11 protein-coding genes are annotated in these 15,523 nt (G+C 62.1%); 5 read left to right on the top strand and 6 right to left on the bottom strand.

Going from position 1 to position 15,523, the window contains the following annotated elements; all coding sequences use genetic code 11:
• Positions 1 to 124: 124 nt before the first annotated feature.
• Positions 125 to 1,696, top strand: a complete 1,572-nt coding sequence (guaA, locus tag ACVNHC_RS04780; protein WP_457166577.1) for a glutamine-hydrolyzing GMP synthase — start codon at positions 125 to 127, stop codon at positions 1,694 to 1,696.
• A gap of 88 nt (positions 1,697 to 1,784) precedes the next feature.
• Entirely contained in the window at positions 1,785 to 2,423 is a 639-nt protein-coding gene (locus tag ACVNHC_RS04775) for a hypothetical protein (RefSeq protein WP_457166576.1), read from the top strand.
• A 124-nt stretch (positions 2,424 to 2,547) separates the two neighbouring features.
• On the opposite strand, the gene ACVNHC_RS04770 is transcribed toward ACVNHC_RS04775, so the two are convergent.
• The 4 genes from ACVNHC_RS04770 to ACVNHC_RS04755 all read right to left on the bottom strand — a co-directional run bounded on the left by ACVNHC_RS04770 (position 2,548) and on the right by ACVNHC_RS04755 (position 6,516).
• Positions 2,548 to 2,694, bottom strand: a complete 147-nt coding sequence (locus tag ACVNHC_RS04770; protein WP_162936354.1) for a hypothetical protein — start codon at positions 2,692 to 2,694, stop codon at positions 2,548 to 2,550.
• Entirely contained in the window at positions 2,687 to 2,992 is a 306-nt protein-coding gene (locus ACVNHC_RS04765) for a hypothetical protein (protein WP_094461703.1), read from the bottom strand. The genes ACVNHC_RS04770 and ACVNHC_RS04765 overlap by 8 nt, the downstream gene beginning before the upstream one ends.
• A gap of 843 nt (positions 2,993 to 3,835) precedes the next feature.
• On the bottom strand, positions 3,836 to 5,059 hold the full coding sequence (locus ACVNHC_RS04760; RefSeq protein ID WP_457166575.1) for an alpha/beta hydrolase family protein: 1,224 nt from the start codon (positions 5,057 to 5,059) through the stop codon (positions 3,836 to 3,838).
• A gap of 560 nt (positions 5,060 to 5,619) precedes the next feature.
• The gene (locus tag ACVNHC_RS04755) at positions 5,620 to 6,516 is read right to left on the bottom strand and encodes a sugar kinase (RefSeq protein ID WP_050471573.1); all 897 of its coding nucleotides are present in this window, start codon (positions 6,514 to 6,516) and stop codon (positions 5,620 to 5,622) included.
• A gap of 124 nt (positions 6,517 to 6,640) precedes the next feature.
• Here ACVNHC_RS04755 and ACVNHC_RS04750 point away from each other — a divergent pair, with 124 nt between their 5' ends.
• Positions 6,641 to 8,233, top strand: coding sequence for an EAL domain-containing protein (locus ACVNHC_RS04750; RefSeq protein WP_208999584.1), 1,593 nt, complete (start codon positions 6,641 to 6,643; stop codon positions 8,231 to 8,233).
• Here the strand turns inward: ACVNHC_RS04750 and ACVNHC_RS04745 are convergent.
• Positions 8,179 to 11,121: an adenosylcobalamin-dependent ribonucleoside-diphosphate reductase gene (locus tag ACVNHC_RS04745; RefSeq protein ID WP_457166574.1), complete on the bottom strand. Its 2,943-nt coding sequence runs from the start codon at positions 11,119 to 11,121 to the stop codon at positions 8,179 to 8,181. The genes ACVNHC_RS04750 and ACVNHC_RS04745 overlap by 55 nt on opposite strands.
• A 467-nt stretch (positions 11,122 to 11,588) precedes the next feature.
• Between ACVNHC_RS04745 and ACVNHC_RS04740 the strand changes: the two genes are divergently transcribed.
• The gene (locus ACVNHC_RS04740) at positions 11,589 to 13,496 is read left to right on the top strand and encodes a polysaccharide biosynthesis protein (RefSeq protein ID WP_208999586.1); all 1,908 of its coding nucleotides are present in this window, start codon (positions 11,589 to 11,591) and stop codon (positions 13,494 to 13,496) included.
• Between the two features lie 111 nt (positions 13,497 to 13,607).
• Positions 13,608 to 14,903, top strand: a complete 1,296-nt coding sequence (locus ACVNHC_RS04735; protein WP_457166573.1) for an O-antigen ligase family protein — start codon at positions 13,608 to 13,610, stop codon at positions 14,901 to 14,903.
• Positions 14,904 to 14,994: 91 nt separating this feature from the next.
• On the opposite strand, the gene ACVNHC_RS04730 is transcribed toward ACVNHC_RS04735, so the two are convergent.
• On the bottom strand, positions 14,995 to 15,432 hold the full coding sequence (locus tag ACVNHC_RS04730; RefSeq protein WP_055456798.1) for a DUF983 domain-containing protein: 438 nt from the start codon (positions 15,430 to 15,432) through the stop codon (positions 14,995 to 14,997).
• Positions 15,433 to 15,523: the final 91 nt, after the last annotated feature.

Genomic DNA, 15,523 nt, shown 5'->3' with positions numbered 1-15,523 from the left:
CGCCGCGACGCTTGAGGCTGCCGTTTCAAGGGCCGGGACAGGGCAGGGCGCTGCCCTTCACAAAAGCTTTGCAAGGCGCAAGATTCCGGTTCAAATCCACCCTCTGACCCGCTAGAAGCTGCTCATGACCCAGCACGACCGTCTTCTCATCATCGACTTCGGCTCCCAGGTGACGCAGCTCATCGCCCGGCGTCTGCGCGAGCTGAATGTCTATTGCGAAATCCACCCCTATCAGAACGTCACGGATGACTTTCTGGCGGCCTTCAAGCCGAAGGCGGTGATCTTCTCCGGCGGACCGGATTCGGTCACCCGCGAGGGCTCGCCCCGCCCGCCGAAGTCGGTCTACACCCTCGGCGTGCCGGTCCTTGGCATCTGCTACGGCCAGCAGGTGATGATGCAGGATCTGGGCGGCCAGGTGGATGGCGGCAAGATTTCCGGCGGCGGCGGTACGGCAGAATTCGGCCGCGCCTATGTGACCCCGTCCGATCAGAGCGATGCCTTCATCGCCGGATGGTTCGCCGAAGGGCGCGAGCAGGTGTGGATGAGCCACGGCGACCACGTCAGCCGCATTGCGCCGGGCTTCAAGGTCTATGGCACCTCGCCGAACGCGCCCTTTGCGATCACGGCCGATCCGGAGCGGCATTTCTATGCGGTGCAGTTCCACCCGGAAGTGCACCACACGCCGAATGGCCGGACGCTTTACGAGAATTTCGTGCGCCTTGCCGGCTTCAAGGGCGACTGGACCATGGGCGCCTACCGCGCCGAGGCCATTGCCAAGATCCGTGCGCAGGTGGGTGACAAGAAGGTCATCTGCGGCCTGTCCGGCGGTGTCGACAGCTCGGTGGCTGCCGTTCTCATCCACGAGGCGATTGGCGACCAGCTCACCTGCGTCTTCGTCGACCACGGCCTGCTGCGGCAGGGCGAGGCCGAAGAAGTCGTCACCATGTTCCGCGACAATTACAACATCCCGCTGATCCATGCGGATGAGCAGGAGCTGTTCCTGGGCGCGCTGGAAGGCGTGACCGACCCGGAAGTGAAGCGCAAGACCATCGGCAAGCTGTTCATCGACGTGTTCCAGAAACACGCCAACAGCATCGATGGCGCCGAGTTCCTGGCACAGGGTACGCTCTATCCGGATGTGATCGAAAGTGTCAGCTTCTCCGGCGGCCCGTCGGTGACGATCAAGAGCCACCATAATGTCGGCGGCCTGCCGGAAAAGATGGGCCTGAAGCTCGTCGAGCCGCTGCGCGAACTGTTCAAGGACGAAGTGCGCGCCCTCGGCCGCGAACTGGGCCTGCCGGCGAAGTTCATCGGCCGCCATCCGTTCCCCGGTCCCGGCCTTGCCATCCGCTGCCCGGGCGAGATCTCCCGCGCCAAGCTGGAAATCCTGCGCAAGGCGGATGCGGTCTATATCGACCAGATCCGCAAGCACGGCCTTTATGACGAGATCTGGCAGGCCTTCGTCGCCATCCTGCCGGTGCGCACCGTCGGCGTCATGGGCGATGGCCGCACCTACGACTACGCCTGCGCCCTGCGCGCGGTGACCTCCGTGGACGGGATGACGGCGGATTACTACCCCTTCACCCACGAATTCCTCGGCGAAACCGCGACCCGCATCATCAACGAAGTCGAAGGCATCAACCGCGTCACCTACGACATCACCTCCAAACCCCCCGGCACGATCGAGTGGGAGTGATCTGAAGCGGGTTGCCGCTGGGCGTGGTTATGTATCAGTTTGTTGAAGAGGCAGTATCAGGCTGTCTCGCAGGCAACTGAGCGACAACATGCGCCGTTCCCGGATTGAGGAGGAGGACTTCCGCATGGTCCGCCGGCAACAGGCCTTCCGCGTGGCGGCCGATGTTGTCGCGGGGGCCCTGTCGGAATTTGCCGAGGTCGAGGCCGTGGCGGTTATCGGGTCGGTGGCCCGGCCATTGTGGAAGGAAGTGCCGCGGTTCGGGGGCTTCCGGCGCAAGCAGATCATGATCTGGCATGAATGCGGCGATCTGGATCTTGCGGTGTGGGTGACCTCGTGTGAGCGGCTGGAGAAGATGCGGCAGGCCCGCGATCAGTCTCTTGCGGCCGCAGGGCGGAACCTTTTCCGCGACGGGCTTGGTCCGCTTCCGCTGGCCGTCACCGGTCATCAGGCCGAGGTCTTCCTGTTCGAGCCGGAGACGGACCGGTATCTCGGGCGGCTCTGCAGTTTCAGTCAATGCCCGAAGGGCAAGCCCGATTGCGAGACGCCGGGCTGTGGCGCCGTTGCCTTCAACAAGGTCGTTTCCGGTTTCGTGCCATGGCCCGATCTTCTGGAAACAGCAGCCTATGCCACGCTGTACCGCCGGGGGCAGGGTGTGCCGATGTCGGCGCTTGACCTGCCTGAACCTGGTGCAGAAAAGCCAAAAGCCGAAGGACCAGGCGGCGGCTGATCCAGCCCCGCCCAATCACTCTCTTACCAAGCCTTCCGGTGCTGACGCCTTACGCCTTGAAATTGCTCAGACGCCGCACGGGCCTGACCACCACTCAATGAGCCAAGCTCATCGAGAGATGTTATCAGCTCTTGCCGGTGCCCAGTTTCGGGAAGGGGCTGGTGCCGGGTTTGTTGCTGTTGGCGAAGGGGACGGGGGCTGCCTTTGCGGCGGTCTTGTCCTGCTTCGGCTTTCTGATTTCGCGCGTGCTGCGCTTCTGACCCTTAGCCATGACGGAATGTCCTTTCGAGAAGAGAGCTGTCTGCGCTGCCGGAGGCCGGGCCTGCCGGAACGAGCGTGTCCTGTGATGCGACCCGCTCGTGACGTTCGTCCTCGCTGCGGATGCGGTATTTCGGGGTGTCGCCCTCGATGGGCAGACGGGCGGTGATGCGATAGACGCCCGCGGCATGCAGCCGCTCCATGGAGCCACCGTTCAGCCGGACATCCTGCCCGACCTTGTAGAGATAGGCCGGCGCGTCATGGCTGACGGGGCGCGGCGCAGGACGGCGGGGACGGGCAGTGGAGGTCATGGGTCGTTGGGTCCTTTGTCAGGTGATCCGGAACGGCAGCAGGAACAGTTCCAAAAAGTCCGGTTTATCTTCAGGTCAGCGCCTGCGCGCCTTGCGAGCCAGTTTCTGCGCCGCAGGGCATTGGCGGGCTTGAGTCCTTCACGGGCTTGAACACGTGCCGGTCAGTCAGGCTTTCCGGGATCTGGCCGGAAGCTGGATCAGGCGCTGAGGCATCGAGCCTTGACGGCATGCTTGCCGCGCGGCGCTGCCCCGCAACCGAAGAAGCTTTCAGCTGCGCCGTTCCCCGGTGACAGGCGTCAGTCCTGTGCCGCCGCCATGCACCAAATGAACGCAGGCATATGTGCACATCGTAAGACGCAGTCCGGCAGTGGCGCGGGTCACAGAGCAGAGTGTCTATCTGAAAGACGAGGCTTCCGGACGGCCCGGATGCCGGATTGGCGAGTGCCATTCCAGGCCGGAACGCAGTCTGTCTGCCAGTACATCCGTGGTCAGCGCAGAAAAATGTTCCGGTCCTGAAGCCGGTTCTCGGAATGCGTCACAAGGCGCGTCCAGTCACCGGAATTTGAGAAAACACAGCGAGGCTTTTGCATAGCAAAGCCATATCAATCAAATCAGCAAAAACAATATGGTCCAAAATAATGAAAAAATCAAGGCTCCGGTTTTATTTTGTAGCGCAAGAAAAGAAGAAAAAAGAAGAAGAGAGGAGCGTCGCGGAGCGGTAATGCCGGCGCCGGCTGGGTGCTGGTTTAATTTCTCCGTATACAAGGGTGGAGCCTGACCTTGCGCAACAAGGCAGCTCATGCCGGACGAACAACCTGTCAGCCGGCATGAGCTGCTGTCGGCTCAAGCGAGGCTGTTGAACCAATCCAGCACGTTCTCCGTGCCCGCGAGTGCCGAACCACCCCCATAAAGGCTGGCGAGGAAAGTTCCCCTATGGCTTGCGTCTGCGACCGGTATTCCTGCCATCTGACTTCCTCCCGCAGACAGGGCCCGGTAGACCATGGCAGGATGAATGGCCTCGTCCGCCAGTCCATAATAAAGGCGGATCGGCGTTTCATAGGGCCAGTAGGATGCCCGGTTGGCAGCTAGATGGCGGAGGAAGGCGCTGTTGCGGTCATCCGTCATACGATCGAAGAAGCCATCAACCAGAAGGTTTGATGCGGACGGGAAAGGCTGAGCCGGATCGAAATTGCTGTCGTAGGTCTTCCAGTATTTCAGCGCCATGTCATGAAATTCAGGCCGGATGGCGCTTTGGAGCAGTCCGGGCAAACCATACTGAAGCTCGTAACTGCCGAGCGCGATGATCATGCAGAGCGAAACCCAGTTCGGCACCTCAGGGTATGAGCTTGTCCCTGCTGGCGGTGCGAAGGCCAGTTGCCCCGCCCAGAAGCTCCATGCCTCGTTCAGGTCATTGAACGGGCTGGCAGCCGCCGCCGCAGCCGCCGGAGTGGATTGAGCCTGCAAGGCTTGATGAAGCCACTGTGTATTGATTGCACCTTGAGACCATCCATTCAGGAAAAGCCGGGATGGCGTCAGACCCAGGGACTGCATGGACGTTTTCCCAGCTTCCAGAATGTCGAGGCAAGTCCGAACGGTCACATCCTTGACGCCATAGCCTTCACCGCGTCCGTCCCGGAAGGGGCCTTTGCCCACGTAGTCGGCAGCGATCACGGCAAAGCCGCGGCCCGCAAAGCGCTGGATGTTGAACAGTGTCTCGAGAGAATCTGCTGCATCCGTCAATTCATAGGCCGGATCGGCCAGCTTGGTGAGATTCGATGGCACTTGATCAAAAGAAAGGATCGTCCCGTGCTGCCAGGAGACAAGGGGGATTTCGCCCTTGACGCCGGCGGGAACGGCAAGAAGGCCACTGACCTTCAGGTTTTCCCCGGTCTCGGGGACAATCGTGTGAGTGACGATCCGGTGGAGGTCGACGTCGTGCCGGGCACCATCCTTTTCTGCGTCAAAGTCCGGGAGGATTGCTGGAGTGTTGAACAATGAGAAGGCCCTGGCAACCTCTGCGTCCAGCCGCTGCGCGGTTACGCTGCAGGACAGGTCAATGCCGGGCATGCCTGTGTTCTCTGCTGCCCGGGCCCAGGTTGGCTGAATGCCGGTACCAACTGCCGCCAGGGAGGCGCCTGCTCCGGCAAGGAACTGCCGCCGGGCAAGGCCGGGAAGGGGAATGGACGCTTGCGCTGCTGCGGCTGTTGACGTGCTTGGTCCGGCGTTTTCTAAAGATTTCATTGACGTTTCCTCGATCTGCAGCAGCTGAAGCTGCGGCCCGGATTCTTTGTCCGTTTTTCATCTTCCGGAGTTTTGCCAGTGTTGCTTGTCTGGCATATTGCCTTCTGATGGGCGCTGGCGGGGGGAGACGAAACCCTCCATCGTGGAGGGGAAAGAAGCCCGCCTGACGAAAACGTCCAGAAGTGCCGGAGCGGGTGCAATGATCTAAGACAAAAAAGATCAAGCTACCACCGGCAGAAGCGCCATTCTGATCTCGGCAAATGTCCGGCTGCAGCTTGCAGATGCCCGCCGGAAACAGCTGCATGATGGCGCAAACGCATCCCCGCACAGGCCTGCCCGTGCGGAGACATGCTGCAGATTGGCACGGGCGAGGGCGCTGCGTTTCTTTACTCTTCCCGCTCCGGCCAGGTGGCCATGGCGGCGAGGACTTCTTCGCGGGTGGGCATGCTGGCCTCGTTGCCAAGGTGCTGGATGGCGTGGGCCGAGGCGGCACGGGCGAAGCGGAAGTGGTCTTCCCAGCTGCCTTCCGGGTTCTGCAGATAGGAAGCCACATAAGCGCCGTGGAATGTGTCACCGGCCCCGTTGGTGTCGACGACCTTCTCCTTCGGCACGGCGAGGGACGGCATGTGCTGCACCGGGCCATCGCCCTCATACCAGTAGAGCCCACGGTGCCCGGCGGTGACGCCGCCCACGGGGCAGCCATGGGCGCGCAGATAGGCGAGGGTGCCGGGAATGTCGAGCTTCAGCTGCTCGCAGAACCGCTCCGAAACGATGGGCACGTCGATGAAATGCAAGAGCTCATCGGTGTTCTGCCGCACGGCACCGCCATCGAGCGAAGTGAGAATGCCCGCTTCACGGCAGGTCTTTGCATAGTGGAGCGCGGCATCGGGCATGTGCCCGTCCAGATGCAGCGCCTTGCAGCCATTGAGGTTCAGCGGCGGGAAAGGATGCAGGAAGTCATTGTCGCGGCAGCGCACGATGGCGCGCTTGCCGTCATGCGGCATGATGAAGGAGAGGGACGACTCGCGCACCTTGCGCCCATGCACGGAGATGCCGTAGCGCGCGGCCATGTCGAGGAACATGCGGGCGAGCCAGTCATCGGCAAGTGAACACAGAAGATCGGGAGCGGTCCCAAGTTTCGCGCAGCAGAAGGCGGCCGTGACCGCATTGCCGCCGAAGCTCACGGCATAGTCCTGCGCGATGGCTTTTTCGTCGCCGGTGGGGATCTGATCGGCCAGGAACGTGATGTCGATATAGGCCTGCCCGATGAAAAGTGCCTTCATAGTGTCCGCCTCCCGGCAGTAAATCCGCTGCGGCCGGCACATTCGGCCGCATATGGAGTGTTCAGTTCTTTTTTACTGGCCTGTACCATGGTGGTTAGCAACCCCTCGGGAATCAGGCCGCGCAATGACACGACGCTACATGATCTTTATCAGGGCTGTCTGCGTCGCCTTGATGCTGGCGCTGGCGCCCCTTGTCGCAGCCAATTTCGTCCTCGACAATTATGCCATTACCAACGCCCGCACCGAACTGGAGGCGATGGCCAGGCGCTATGTGATGCGCGGCGAGTTCGCGATCAATGATGCGGTGACCACGCTGCAGCGCCTTGAGCGCAGCTCTGCCACCAGCTGCTCGCGCGAGGACCGGCAGATGCTTCTGGCCGCCGTCGGCCAGCTTGGCTTTCTGCAGCGCATCGGCCTTGTCGACCGCAACGGCGTGCGCATGTGTGTTGTTCCCGACGGTCAGATCAACGGCGAGGCGATCCTGCCGGCCGCCAAGCCGGATGCGCCGCTGGTGGGCATCGGCGTCATGGGCGTCCAGTTTCTGGGCACCCATGTTGCCATCGTCAGCTGGGACCTGATGAACTCGACCCGTCTCTTTGCCGAAATATCGCCGGCTGCGGTGTCGATCGATCCGGGGCCGGAGTATCTGCGCGCCTTCCGGCGTGCCGAACTGCGCCTCGGCAATGATGTGCCCTGGTTCTCCACCGGCGGCTTCAGCTCCGAGCTTCTGGAAAGCGACGAGATTCTGACGGTCGAGGTGCGCTCGGACCGCTATCCGCTTAAATCCGTCATCGCGGTGCCGCGCTCTGCCGCCATCAGTCTGGTCGCCGGGCTGAAGATGATGGTGGCCGTGGTCTGCGCAGGACTGGCCATCATCTTCATTGCGATCGGCGTCTGGTTCTCCTGGCGGCCCGACAAGGATGCGGATGACGAATTTGCCGCCGCCATCCGGCGCAAGGAGTTCATTCCCTATTATCAGCCGGTCATGGATATCGAAACCGGAAGCCTGCGCGGCTGCGAGGTGCTGATGCGCTGGCGCAACCGGGACGGGACCCTGATCCCGCCGGCGCAGTTCATGCCTTACGCCGAAAGCACCGGGCATATCTTTGAAATGACCCGCATCATGATGCGTGAGACCGTCCGTGAGGTTGGGCCGCTCTATGCGGAAAACCCGGATCTGAAGCTGTCGGTCAACCTGTTTGCGGGCCACTTCAATGACCGGCGGATCATCGACGATATCAAGGAAATCTACGGCAATTCCGCCATCGCCTATCAGCAGCTTGTGGTGGAAGTGACCGAGCGCATGCCGCTGGAGGATCTGGAGCTGGCCCGCAAGCTGATCGCGGAGATCCAGGCCCTTGGCGTGCGTGTGGCGCTGGATGACGTGGGCACCGGCCATGGCGGCATGGCCTATCTGCAGAAGCTGGGCATCGACATCATCAAGATCGACAAGATGTTCATCGATGCCATCGGCACGGATGACAGCTCCACCACGATTGTGGATTCGATGGTGGAACTCGCCGACAATCTCGGCATGGGCATCATCGCCGAAGGCGTTGAGAAGGTCGAGCAGGTGGAGCGCCTGCGGGAACTGGGCGTGACGGCGGCACAAGGCTATCTCTTTGCGCCGCCGCTGCCCGGCAAACTCTATATCGAGCTCGCTCAGGCATTGACGGGCGAGCGCGATGAAACCGGGGAATCGGCAGAAGCGGCCTGATCCTGTGGGGACTGGGCTGTGGGCTCCTGGGGCATTTCCGCCCGGTCCACCCGGTCCACCCTGCTGCCGCCTGTGTTGACGGCCGGAAGCTGGTCCAGGCTGCCCGCCGACAGGGGCTGCGACAGCTTGGAGCCATCCCGGTAAATCGCAATGGCCTTGAGGCCCAGTTCCCACGCCTTGAGAAACGCAGCGGAACAATCGGCGACAGAGGCATTGCGCGGCATGTTGACCGTCTTGGAGATGGCACCGGAGAGGAAGGGCTGCACCGCAGCCATCATCGTCAGGTGGCCTTCCAGACTGAGGGCGCGCACGCCCCTGGGGCCGCAAGGCGTCGCGCAGTCAAACACCGGCAGATGCTGCGGGTCCAGATCCGCAGCCCCCTCGATGGTCAGCGCGCCGCAGGCATGGGCATTGGCCGCTTCGATCTCCTCCGGCAGGTAGCCCAGCCAGTTCAGCAGGTCGAATCCCGGCTGCTCCATTTCTGCTGCCGTGATCCCGAGGCAGCCGGTCAGTTCCTCCGGACCGGTGATCCATTGGCTCACAGCATCGCGGATATGGCTTGCGCCCTGCACAGCAGCCTCGATCCGTGTCAGACAGGCTTCGGTCAGCCCCCGCTGGCGCAGGCTGTCCAGATTGACACCCGGCGCATCCTTGAGCGACCCATGTCCGACGATATGCTGCACGATACGGGTGATCGCATCCTCGCCATAGCCGAGGCTGCGCAAGGCCAGCGGCACCATGGCATTGATGATCTTGAAGAAGCCGCCGCCCGCCAGCGTCTTGAACTTGACGAGGGCAAAATCCGGTTCGATGCCCGTCGTGCTGCAGTCCATCACCAGCCCGGTTGTTCCGGTCGGGGCCAGCAGCGAGACCTGTGCATTGCGCCAGCCGAAGCGCCGGCCAAGCTCAAGCGCCCGGTCAAAGGCCGTGGCCGCAGCCGCGGCAAGGTCCGGGCTCGGGCACATGTCAAAGCCGGCAGAGTAGGGCGGCCGGCACAATCCATCATATTGCGCCGGATCGCTCTGGCCTTTGGCGCAGGCCGCATGGTTTTGCAGCACCCGCTCCATGGACTGCCGGTTTTCGGCCAAGGCAGGGAAAGGCCCCAGATCTCTGGCAAGTTCCGCCGATGTCTCATAGGCGGTGCCCGTCAGAACGGCGGTGAGTGCGGCTGCAAGGCTGCGCGCGGCGGAACTGTCATAGGGCAGTCCAAGCGACATGATGAGCCCGCCCAGATTGGCAAAGCCGAGGCCCAGCGGCCGGTGCCGCAGCGTGTTATGCGCCACGGCACGCGAAGGATATTGCGCCATGGCGGTGGAGATATCGAGGCTGACCGTCCACAGCCGCACCGCATGGCGGAACCGCTCAAGACAGATCTCACCATCCTCCTGCACGAATGCCATGAGGTTGAGGGAAGCGAGCACACAGGCCGTGTCGTCCACGAACATGAATTCGGAACAGGAGTTCGAGCCATTGATGCGGCCCGAAGCCGGGCATGTGTGCCAGCCGTTGATGGTGGTATCGAACTGCAGTCCGGGATCGGCCGAAGTCCAGGCCGCGCGGGCAATCCGCTGCCAGAGCGCTTCGGCCCTGATGCTGCGGCCCGGTCCGGCCTGTGCCGCCGTGGTCCGGCGCGCAGACAGGTGCCACTCGCCGCCTGTCTCCAGGGCCTGCAGGAAACTGTCCGGAAGCCGGACCGAGTTGTTCGCATTCTGGCCGGAGACGGTGCGGTAGGCTTCCGAATCCCAGTTGATGTCGTAGGTTTTCAGCTCGGGCAGCTCGTGGCCCTGCGAGGCGCTGCGCAGGATCCGGTCGATGAAACTGTCGGGGATCTGGGCGGCGCGCGCCTCCTGAATGGCTGCGTCGAGCTCCGTCTTGAACCGCTCGCCCGTGGTGTGATGGCCGCTGATGGCCCTGACCAGCGCAATGATCCGGTTGAGGCACTGTCTGGCCAGCTGGGAGCCGGAGACGAGCGCGGCGACCTTTTCTTCCTCGGCGACCTTCCAGTCGATGAAGGCTTCGATATCCGGATGGTCGGCATCCACGACGACCATCTTGGCCGCGGCACGGGTCGTGCTGCCAAGTCTCAGCGATCCGGCAGCCACATCTCCGACCTTGAGAAAGGAGAGGAGCCCGGCAGAGCGGCCGCCATGGTCCAGCGGCTCTCCGGCGCCGCGCAGGCGTGAAAAATTGGAGCCGGTTCCGGAGCCATATTTGAAGAGCCGTGCCTCCCGGACCCACAGGTCCATGATGCCGTTCTCATTGACCAGATCATCCTCCACCGAGAGGATGACGCTGCCGTGCACCTGAGGATGCTCATAGGCCGTGCGGGAGGGGACGACTTCGCCGGAGACGGGATCGCCGTGCCAGTGGCCCTGTGCGGCGCCTTCGATGCCATAGGCCCAGAAGAGGCCGGTGTTGAACCATTGCGGCGAGTTCGGAGCGGCGGCCTGAAGCGCCATCATGACGCGCATCTCGTCGAAGAAGGCGCGGGCATCGTCTTCGCTGTCGAAGGTGCCGGTTTTCCAGCCCCAGTAGGTCCAGGTCCCGGCAAGCCTGTCAAAGACCTGCCGTGCCGAGGTTTCCGGCCCGAAGCGCGCCTCTTCGGGAAGAGACTTGAGCGCTTCCCCGTCGGGAACCGACCGTTGCAGCCAGACCGGGACACCGTCCTCCGGCACTTTCTTCAGACGGGCGGCAACGCCCGTCTTGCGGAAATACTTCTGGCACAGCACATCCGCGGCAACCTGGGAAAAGCGCTCCGGCACTTCCGATACCGCCTGCCGCGACAGAACCTTGCCGCCTTGTGTGCGAACTTCGCTCTGGTGCTGGCGGAAACGAATATCGCAATATGCCGGCGCTCCGGCTTTGGTGAAAAGTCGGTTGATACGCATTTGGCCCCCGCAAACGCATTTGAATGAGGTGCAAGTCTGGAAGCCGCCGGTTCGCTCACTGAACAAGCGCGGCTACGGCTTGAATTTTAACAAAATATTAATCATTCGAAAGTGGGTGGCACATCTTTCGCTTCAATCATGAGAAGAAGTGAAGTTGAAGTTTTTATCTGAGAGTGACACCCGTCCGCGCAAGATATTGATTGTGCGTAATCTGTCTCGAATTAATCATGTTTTGAATATCCGCCGGGATATCTAACCAGATACGCTTGCGGGACTGCGGTGCTGGAGCAGGCAGAGGATAACGCGCCTATAAATTGTGCATTCGCCAAATGTCTGTCCGGGGTGTTTTGCGCCTCCACCTGTCTTGGCCTTGACGCCGCGACACTGGTCAGGGCAAAAGCGAAGCAGTTTAATGAAGCCTGGTCAGGAGAGAACCATATGGCTTCAAGTGTCAGGAGTGGCCGGGCGTGCTGTTAACGCGGGCATCAACGAAGCAACTGCTCGCGCGCCTGCATGACGTGATCATGGCCGGCCTTGCCATGACGATTGCGCTGCTGGCCCGGTACGATCTTCAGTCCCTGCCGCCCATGAGCCGCCTCGCGTGGTGGGTTCTTTCATTCGCGGCCATCGCCGGCGTGATGTTTGCTCTTTTCGGTCTGGGGAGAGGAATCTGGCGCTTTGCCTCGCTGAGCGATCTGCGGAGCATCGTGCTGAGCAGCACGGCCGCGATCTTCGCGTTTCTGATTCTTCATTTCCTCGTCGACCGGCTGGCCGGCTTTCCGCGCGCAACGCCGCTCATCCTGTGGTTCGTGCTGATCGTGTTGCTGGGCGCGCCCCGCATCATGTACCGCGCTTATAAAGACGGGCATCTTGGCGGGGTCGGGTTCCGGAAACGGGACATACAGAACCGCGAACATGTGCTGATCGTGGGACATGTCGGCGACGCTGACAACGTCATCCGCAATTACAAGCTCGAGTCCTCCCGACTCTACAAAGTGGAAGGCATTGTCGAGCTTGGTGCAGGCAAGCGCAGCGGCAGGGCCGTGCGGGGGGTGCCGGTTATCGGCTCGGCTGATGAGCTGGAGCGGATCGTTGGCCGTCTTGCAATGGGCGGTGTCCCGGTTTCGGCGCTGCTTCTGGCAACGCCCCGCGCCGGTGAGGCGGGCATGCAGTCTCTTGCCGCCAGTGCCGCGCGGCTCAAGCTGCCCCTGCGCCGCGTTGTAAACAGGCCGCTCACGGGCACTGAGCCGGATCTGGCCAGTATCACGCTGGAAGATCTGCTTGGCCGGCCTCCGGTGCAACTGCAACTGGAGGCGATCAGGTCCCTGATCGGTGGTCAGACGGTGCTTGTCACCGGTGCCGGCGGCAGCATTGGCTCGGAGATTGTCCGGCAGGTGGTGGCCTGCAACCCGGCTTCGATCATCCTGTTCGATTCAAGCGAATACGCTCTTTATGAAATCGATCTCGAAGTCTCCCGCCTCAATCCGGACCTGCCCCGGCAGGCCGTCATCGGCAACGTGCGCGACAGGCGGCGTGTGCATGAGGTGATGCAGGCCTGCAGGCCTGCCGTTGTCTTCCACGCCGCGGCCCTCAAGCATGTGCCGCTGGTGGAGAACAATATTTGTGAAGGTGTGCTGACCAACGTCTTGGGGACCCGCAATGTGGCTGATGCGGCCGTTGCCTGTGGTGCCCGTGCGATGGTGCAGATTTCGACCGACAAGGCCGTGCGGCCCACCAGCATGATGGGCAGGACCAAGCGGATCGCGGAAGCCTATTGCCAGGCACTGGACATCAGCGGCGTCGACACCCGGTTCATCACCGTGCGGTTCGGCAACGTGCTGGGATCCAACGGCTCGGTCGTGCCGCTTTTCAAGCGGCAGATTGCCGCCGGCGGTCCGATCACGGTGACGCACCCGGAAATGACGCGTTATTTCATGACGATCCGGGAGGCGACCGAACTGGTGCTGCAGGCCGCTTCGGCCGAAATCGGACGCGAAGAAACACGCGGGCGCATCTTTGTCCTCGACATGGGCGAGCCCGTGAAGATCCTGACACTGGCAAGAACGATGATTTCCCTGGCGGGACTGCGGCCGGATGAGGACGTAGCCATCAAGTTTACCGGTCTGCGTCCGGGGGAAAAGCTTTATGAAGAGCTGTTTGACGCCAACGAGATGACCACCCCTCACGATGCAGAGGGCTTCTTTGTCGCCTCCGCCGGCATCATTCCGCTCGAGCGTTTGACGTGGCATCTGGAGCGCCTCGGCAACAGTGCGGCTGCCGGTGGGGAAGATCAGTGCAAGGCGATGCTGATCGCCGCGCTGGGTGAAGTCGAGGCCGGAAGCCCCGTTCAGACCGCGATGCCCCGAATGCGTTGAACCGCAAGCTCCGGGTGGCGGCTGCTGTGGTGCGGTTGGGCAATTTCAACGCATGATGCGCCTGCATCGAAAGACCTGAGTGAAGAGACTTTTTTAAAGGGAATTGCCGTTTTGACTGAGGTTGCTCAAAAACTGGCCGGGCGAAACCGCGGCAAGCCGGTGCAGGCGCTCGAATTCCTCTTCGTATCGGTATTTGCAGCGCTTCCGCCTGTCCTGACGGTCGCCCGGGTGTCTCCGCCGTTGTTTCTGGGGCTGGCCGCTGTCTTTCTTGCGGGGCTGGCGTGGTGTTACCGCGGGCAGGCAATGTTTGAGGGCCTGGGCTCGAAGATCCGGTCTCCCTTGCTCCTGGCGGGCCTCGCCTGTACAGCCTTCATGCTGATCTCCGTTACCTGGGCGCCTGTCCCGGTACAGGCGAGGGGGCTGAGTTCGGCATGGGGTTTCCTCTTCTCGGTCCTTGTCTCAGGCCTTTTGTGGCTATGTGTCTGTGCCTTGCCGGTTCCGGTGCTTGACCGTCTTGCAGGACGGATCGGAGCCGCGCTTGCCATCTCTCTGCCGCTGACGGCTGTTCTGATTTTTGTTCATTTCCTGACCGGCGGCGTGCTGAATGCAGAACTTCGCGCCGATCCTGACAACTACGTTCTGAACCGCGCGGCCGTCGCTATCGCCATGTTCCTGCCGTTTGCAGCTCTCGTGGTCTTGAAACAGCGCCGCCGCTTGCCCCTGGCCGGACTGCTGGTGTTTGCAGCTGTGTCATGCTTTCAATCCGACAGCTCGTCGGCGCAGCTCGGCGTGCTTGTCATCCTGCTGTTGACCGTTCCGGCCTTCGTCTGGCCGCGGGCTATCTACAGGGTCGTGACCGGTGGCGCTCTTGTGACCTTTGTCTTGATGCCGCTCATTGTCGGCCATGTGAATGACATGATCCCTCAGGCCGTCCACGAAAAGGTCGGCTACACCTCGCTGACCATACGCGGGCTCATCTGGACGGAATATGCCAATTTGCTGCCCGGGCATGTCTGGCTGGGATATGGGATGGAAGCCTCGAAAGTGGCAGACGAATTGCCCGAAGCTGCCGGATATTCACCTGAGAGAAAATACCTGCTTGGTTTCGGGCACAGCCATAACGCGCCGTTGCAAATCTGGTTCGAACTGGGGCTGGCCGGGGCGGCTTTGTTCGCTGCAGCGCTTGCCCTGTTGTTCCGCCGCGCGGGCCACCTTCTGGGCGCGAGCCTCGCGGCGGCAACCGTCACTCTGGCCGTCACCTACAGTGTCGCGGTTGTGAGTCATGGGGCATGGCAGGGCTGGTGGTTCAGCCTGATGATCCTCACAGCGGTGCCCTTCATGGTGAAAGGGCGGGCTGAAGCAGTCCGGTCTGCTCCGGAGCTTGCTGCCGGCTCTCAATCCGCCTGACTCATTGGGAGTTGGACAAATCCTTGCGGCGCAAGAGCCTTTTCAAGGCGTGAGGTGTGAGCATCGAAACTCCTGGCATGAGGCGGCCTTTTCAGGTTTCGGGACCGGGCCTTGCTCCTCCCGCCGTCTTGTCTTCGGCCGGGGTATCCGTCACCAGCCTGCCTTCCTCGGCCTTGTAGATATACTGGCTTGCTACCAGCCAGCCCTTGAGGGGGCGGAGGGGCGGAATGCAGGTGAGGAGGAGCAGCGGCAGCGTTGTGAAGAGGTGGACCCAATAGGGCGCCGTGTAGGCAATTTCCAGCCACATGGCGAAGGCAACGCTCGGAACGCAGGCAAAGCAGATGACGAAGAAGGCCGGGCCATCCGCCGGGTCGGCGAAGCTGTAGTCAAGGCCGCAGACTTCACAGGACGGGGCAAGGGTGAGAAAGCCCTTGAACAGATGCCCCTGACCGCAGCGCGGGCAACGGCCGCGCACGCCGACATGGGCGGGCGACTGGGCTGGCCACTGGCCGGATGTCTCGATGGTCATGAGGGCCTCCTTGTGCTGGCCGGCTTGCGGCAAATCAGGATAATTCCTTACCCGCTAACTGCGGCGCAGACGCGTCCGGAGCAAGATGCGT

Source organism: Pannonibacter sp. Q-1, from assembly GCF_054073275.1.
The sequence above is the reverse complement of the archived record's forward strand: the minus strand, read 5'-3'. Positions and strand labels throughout refer to the sequence as shown.

Bases quoted from the DNA above. Each gene is read 5' to 3' on its own strand.
- guaA (WP_457166577.1), top strand. From the start codon at position 125: ATGACCCAGCACGACCGTCTTCTCATCATCGACTTCGGCTCCCAGGTG.
- ACVNHC_RS04775 (WP_457166576.1), top strand. From the start codon at position 1,785: ATGCGCCGTTCCCGGATTGAGGAGGAGGACTTCCGCATGGTCCGCCGG.
- ACVNHC_RS04770 (WP_162936354.1), bottom strand. From the start codon at position 2,694: ATGGCTAAGGGTCAGAAGCGCAGCACGCGCGAAATCAGAAAGCCGAAG.
- ACVNHC_RS04765 (WP_094461703.1), bottom strand. From the start codon at position 2,992: ATGACCTCCACTGCCCGTCCCCGCCGTCCTGCGCCGCGCCCCGTCAGC.
- ACVNHC_RS04760 (WP_457166575.1), bottom strand. From the start codon at position 5,059: ATGCCCGGCATTGACCTGTCCTGCAGCGTAACCGCGCAGCGGCTGGAC.
- ACVNHC_RS04755 (WP_050471573.1), bottom strand. From the start codon at position 6,516: ATGAAGGCACTTTTCATCGGGCAGGCCTATATCGACATCACGTTCCTG.
- ACVNHC_RS04750 (WP_208999584.1), top strand. From the start codon at position 6,641: ATGACACGACGCTACATGATCTTTATCAGGGCTGTCTGCGTCGCCTTG.
- ACVNHC_RS04745 (WP_457166574.1), bottom strand. From the start codon at position 11,121: ATGCGTATCAACCGACTTTTCACCAAAGCCGGAGCGCCGGCATATTGC.
- ACVNHC_RS04730 (WP_055456798.1), bottom strand. From the start codon at position 15,432: ATGACCATCGAGACATCCGGCCAGTGGCCAGCCCAGTCGCCCGCCCAT.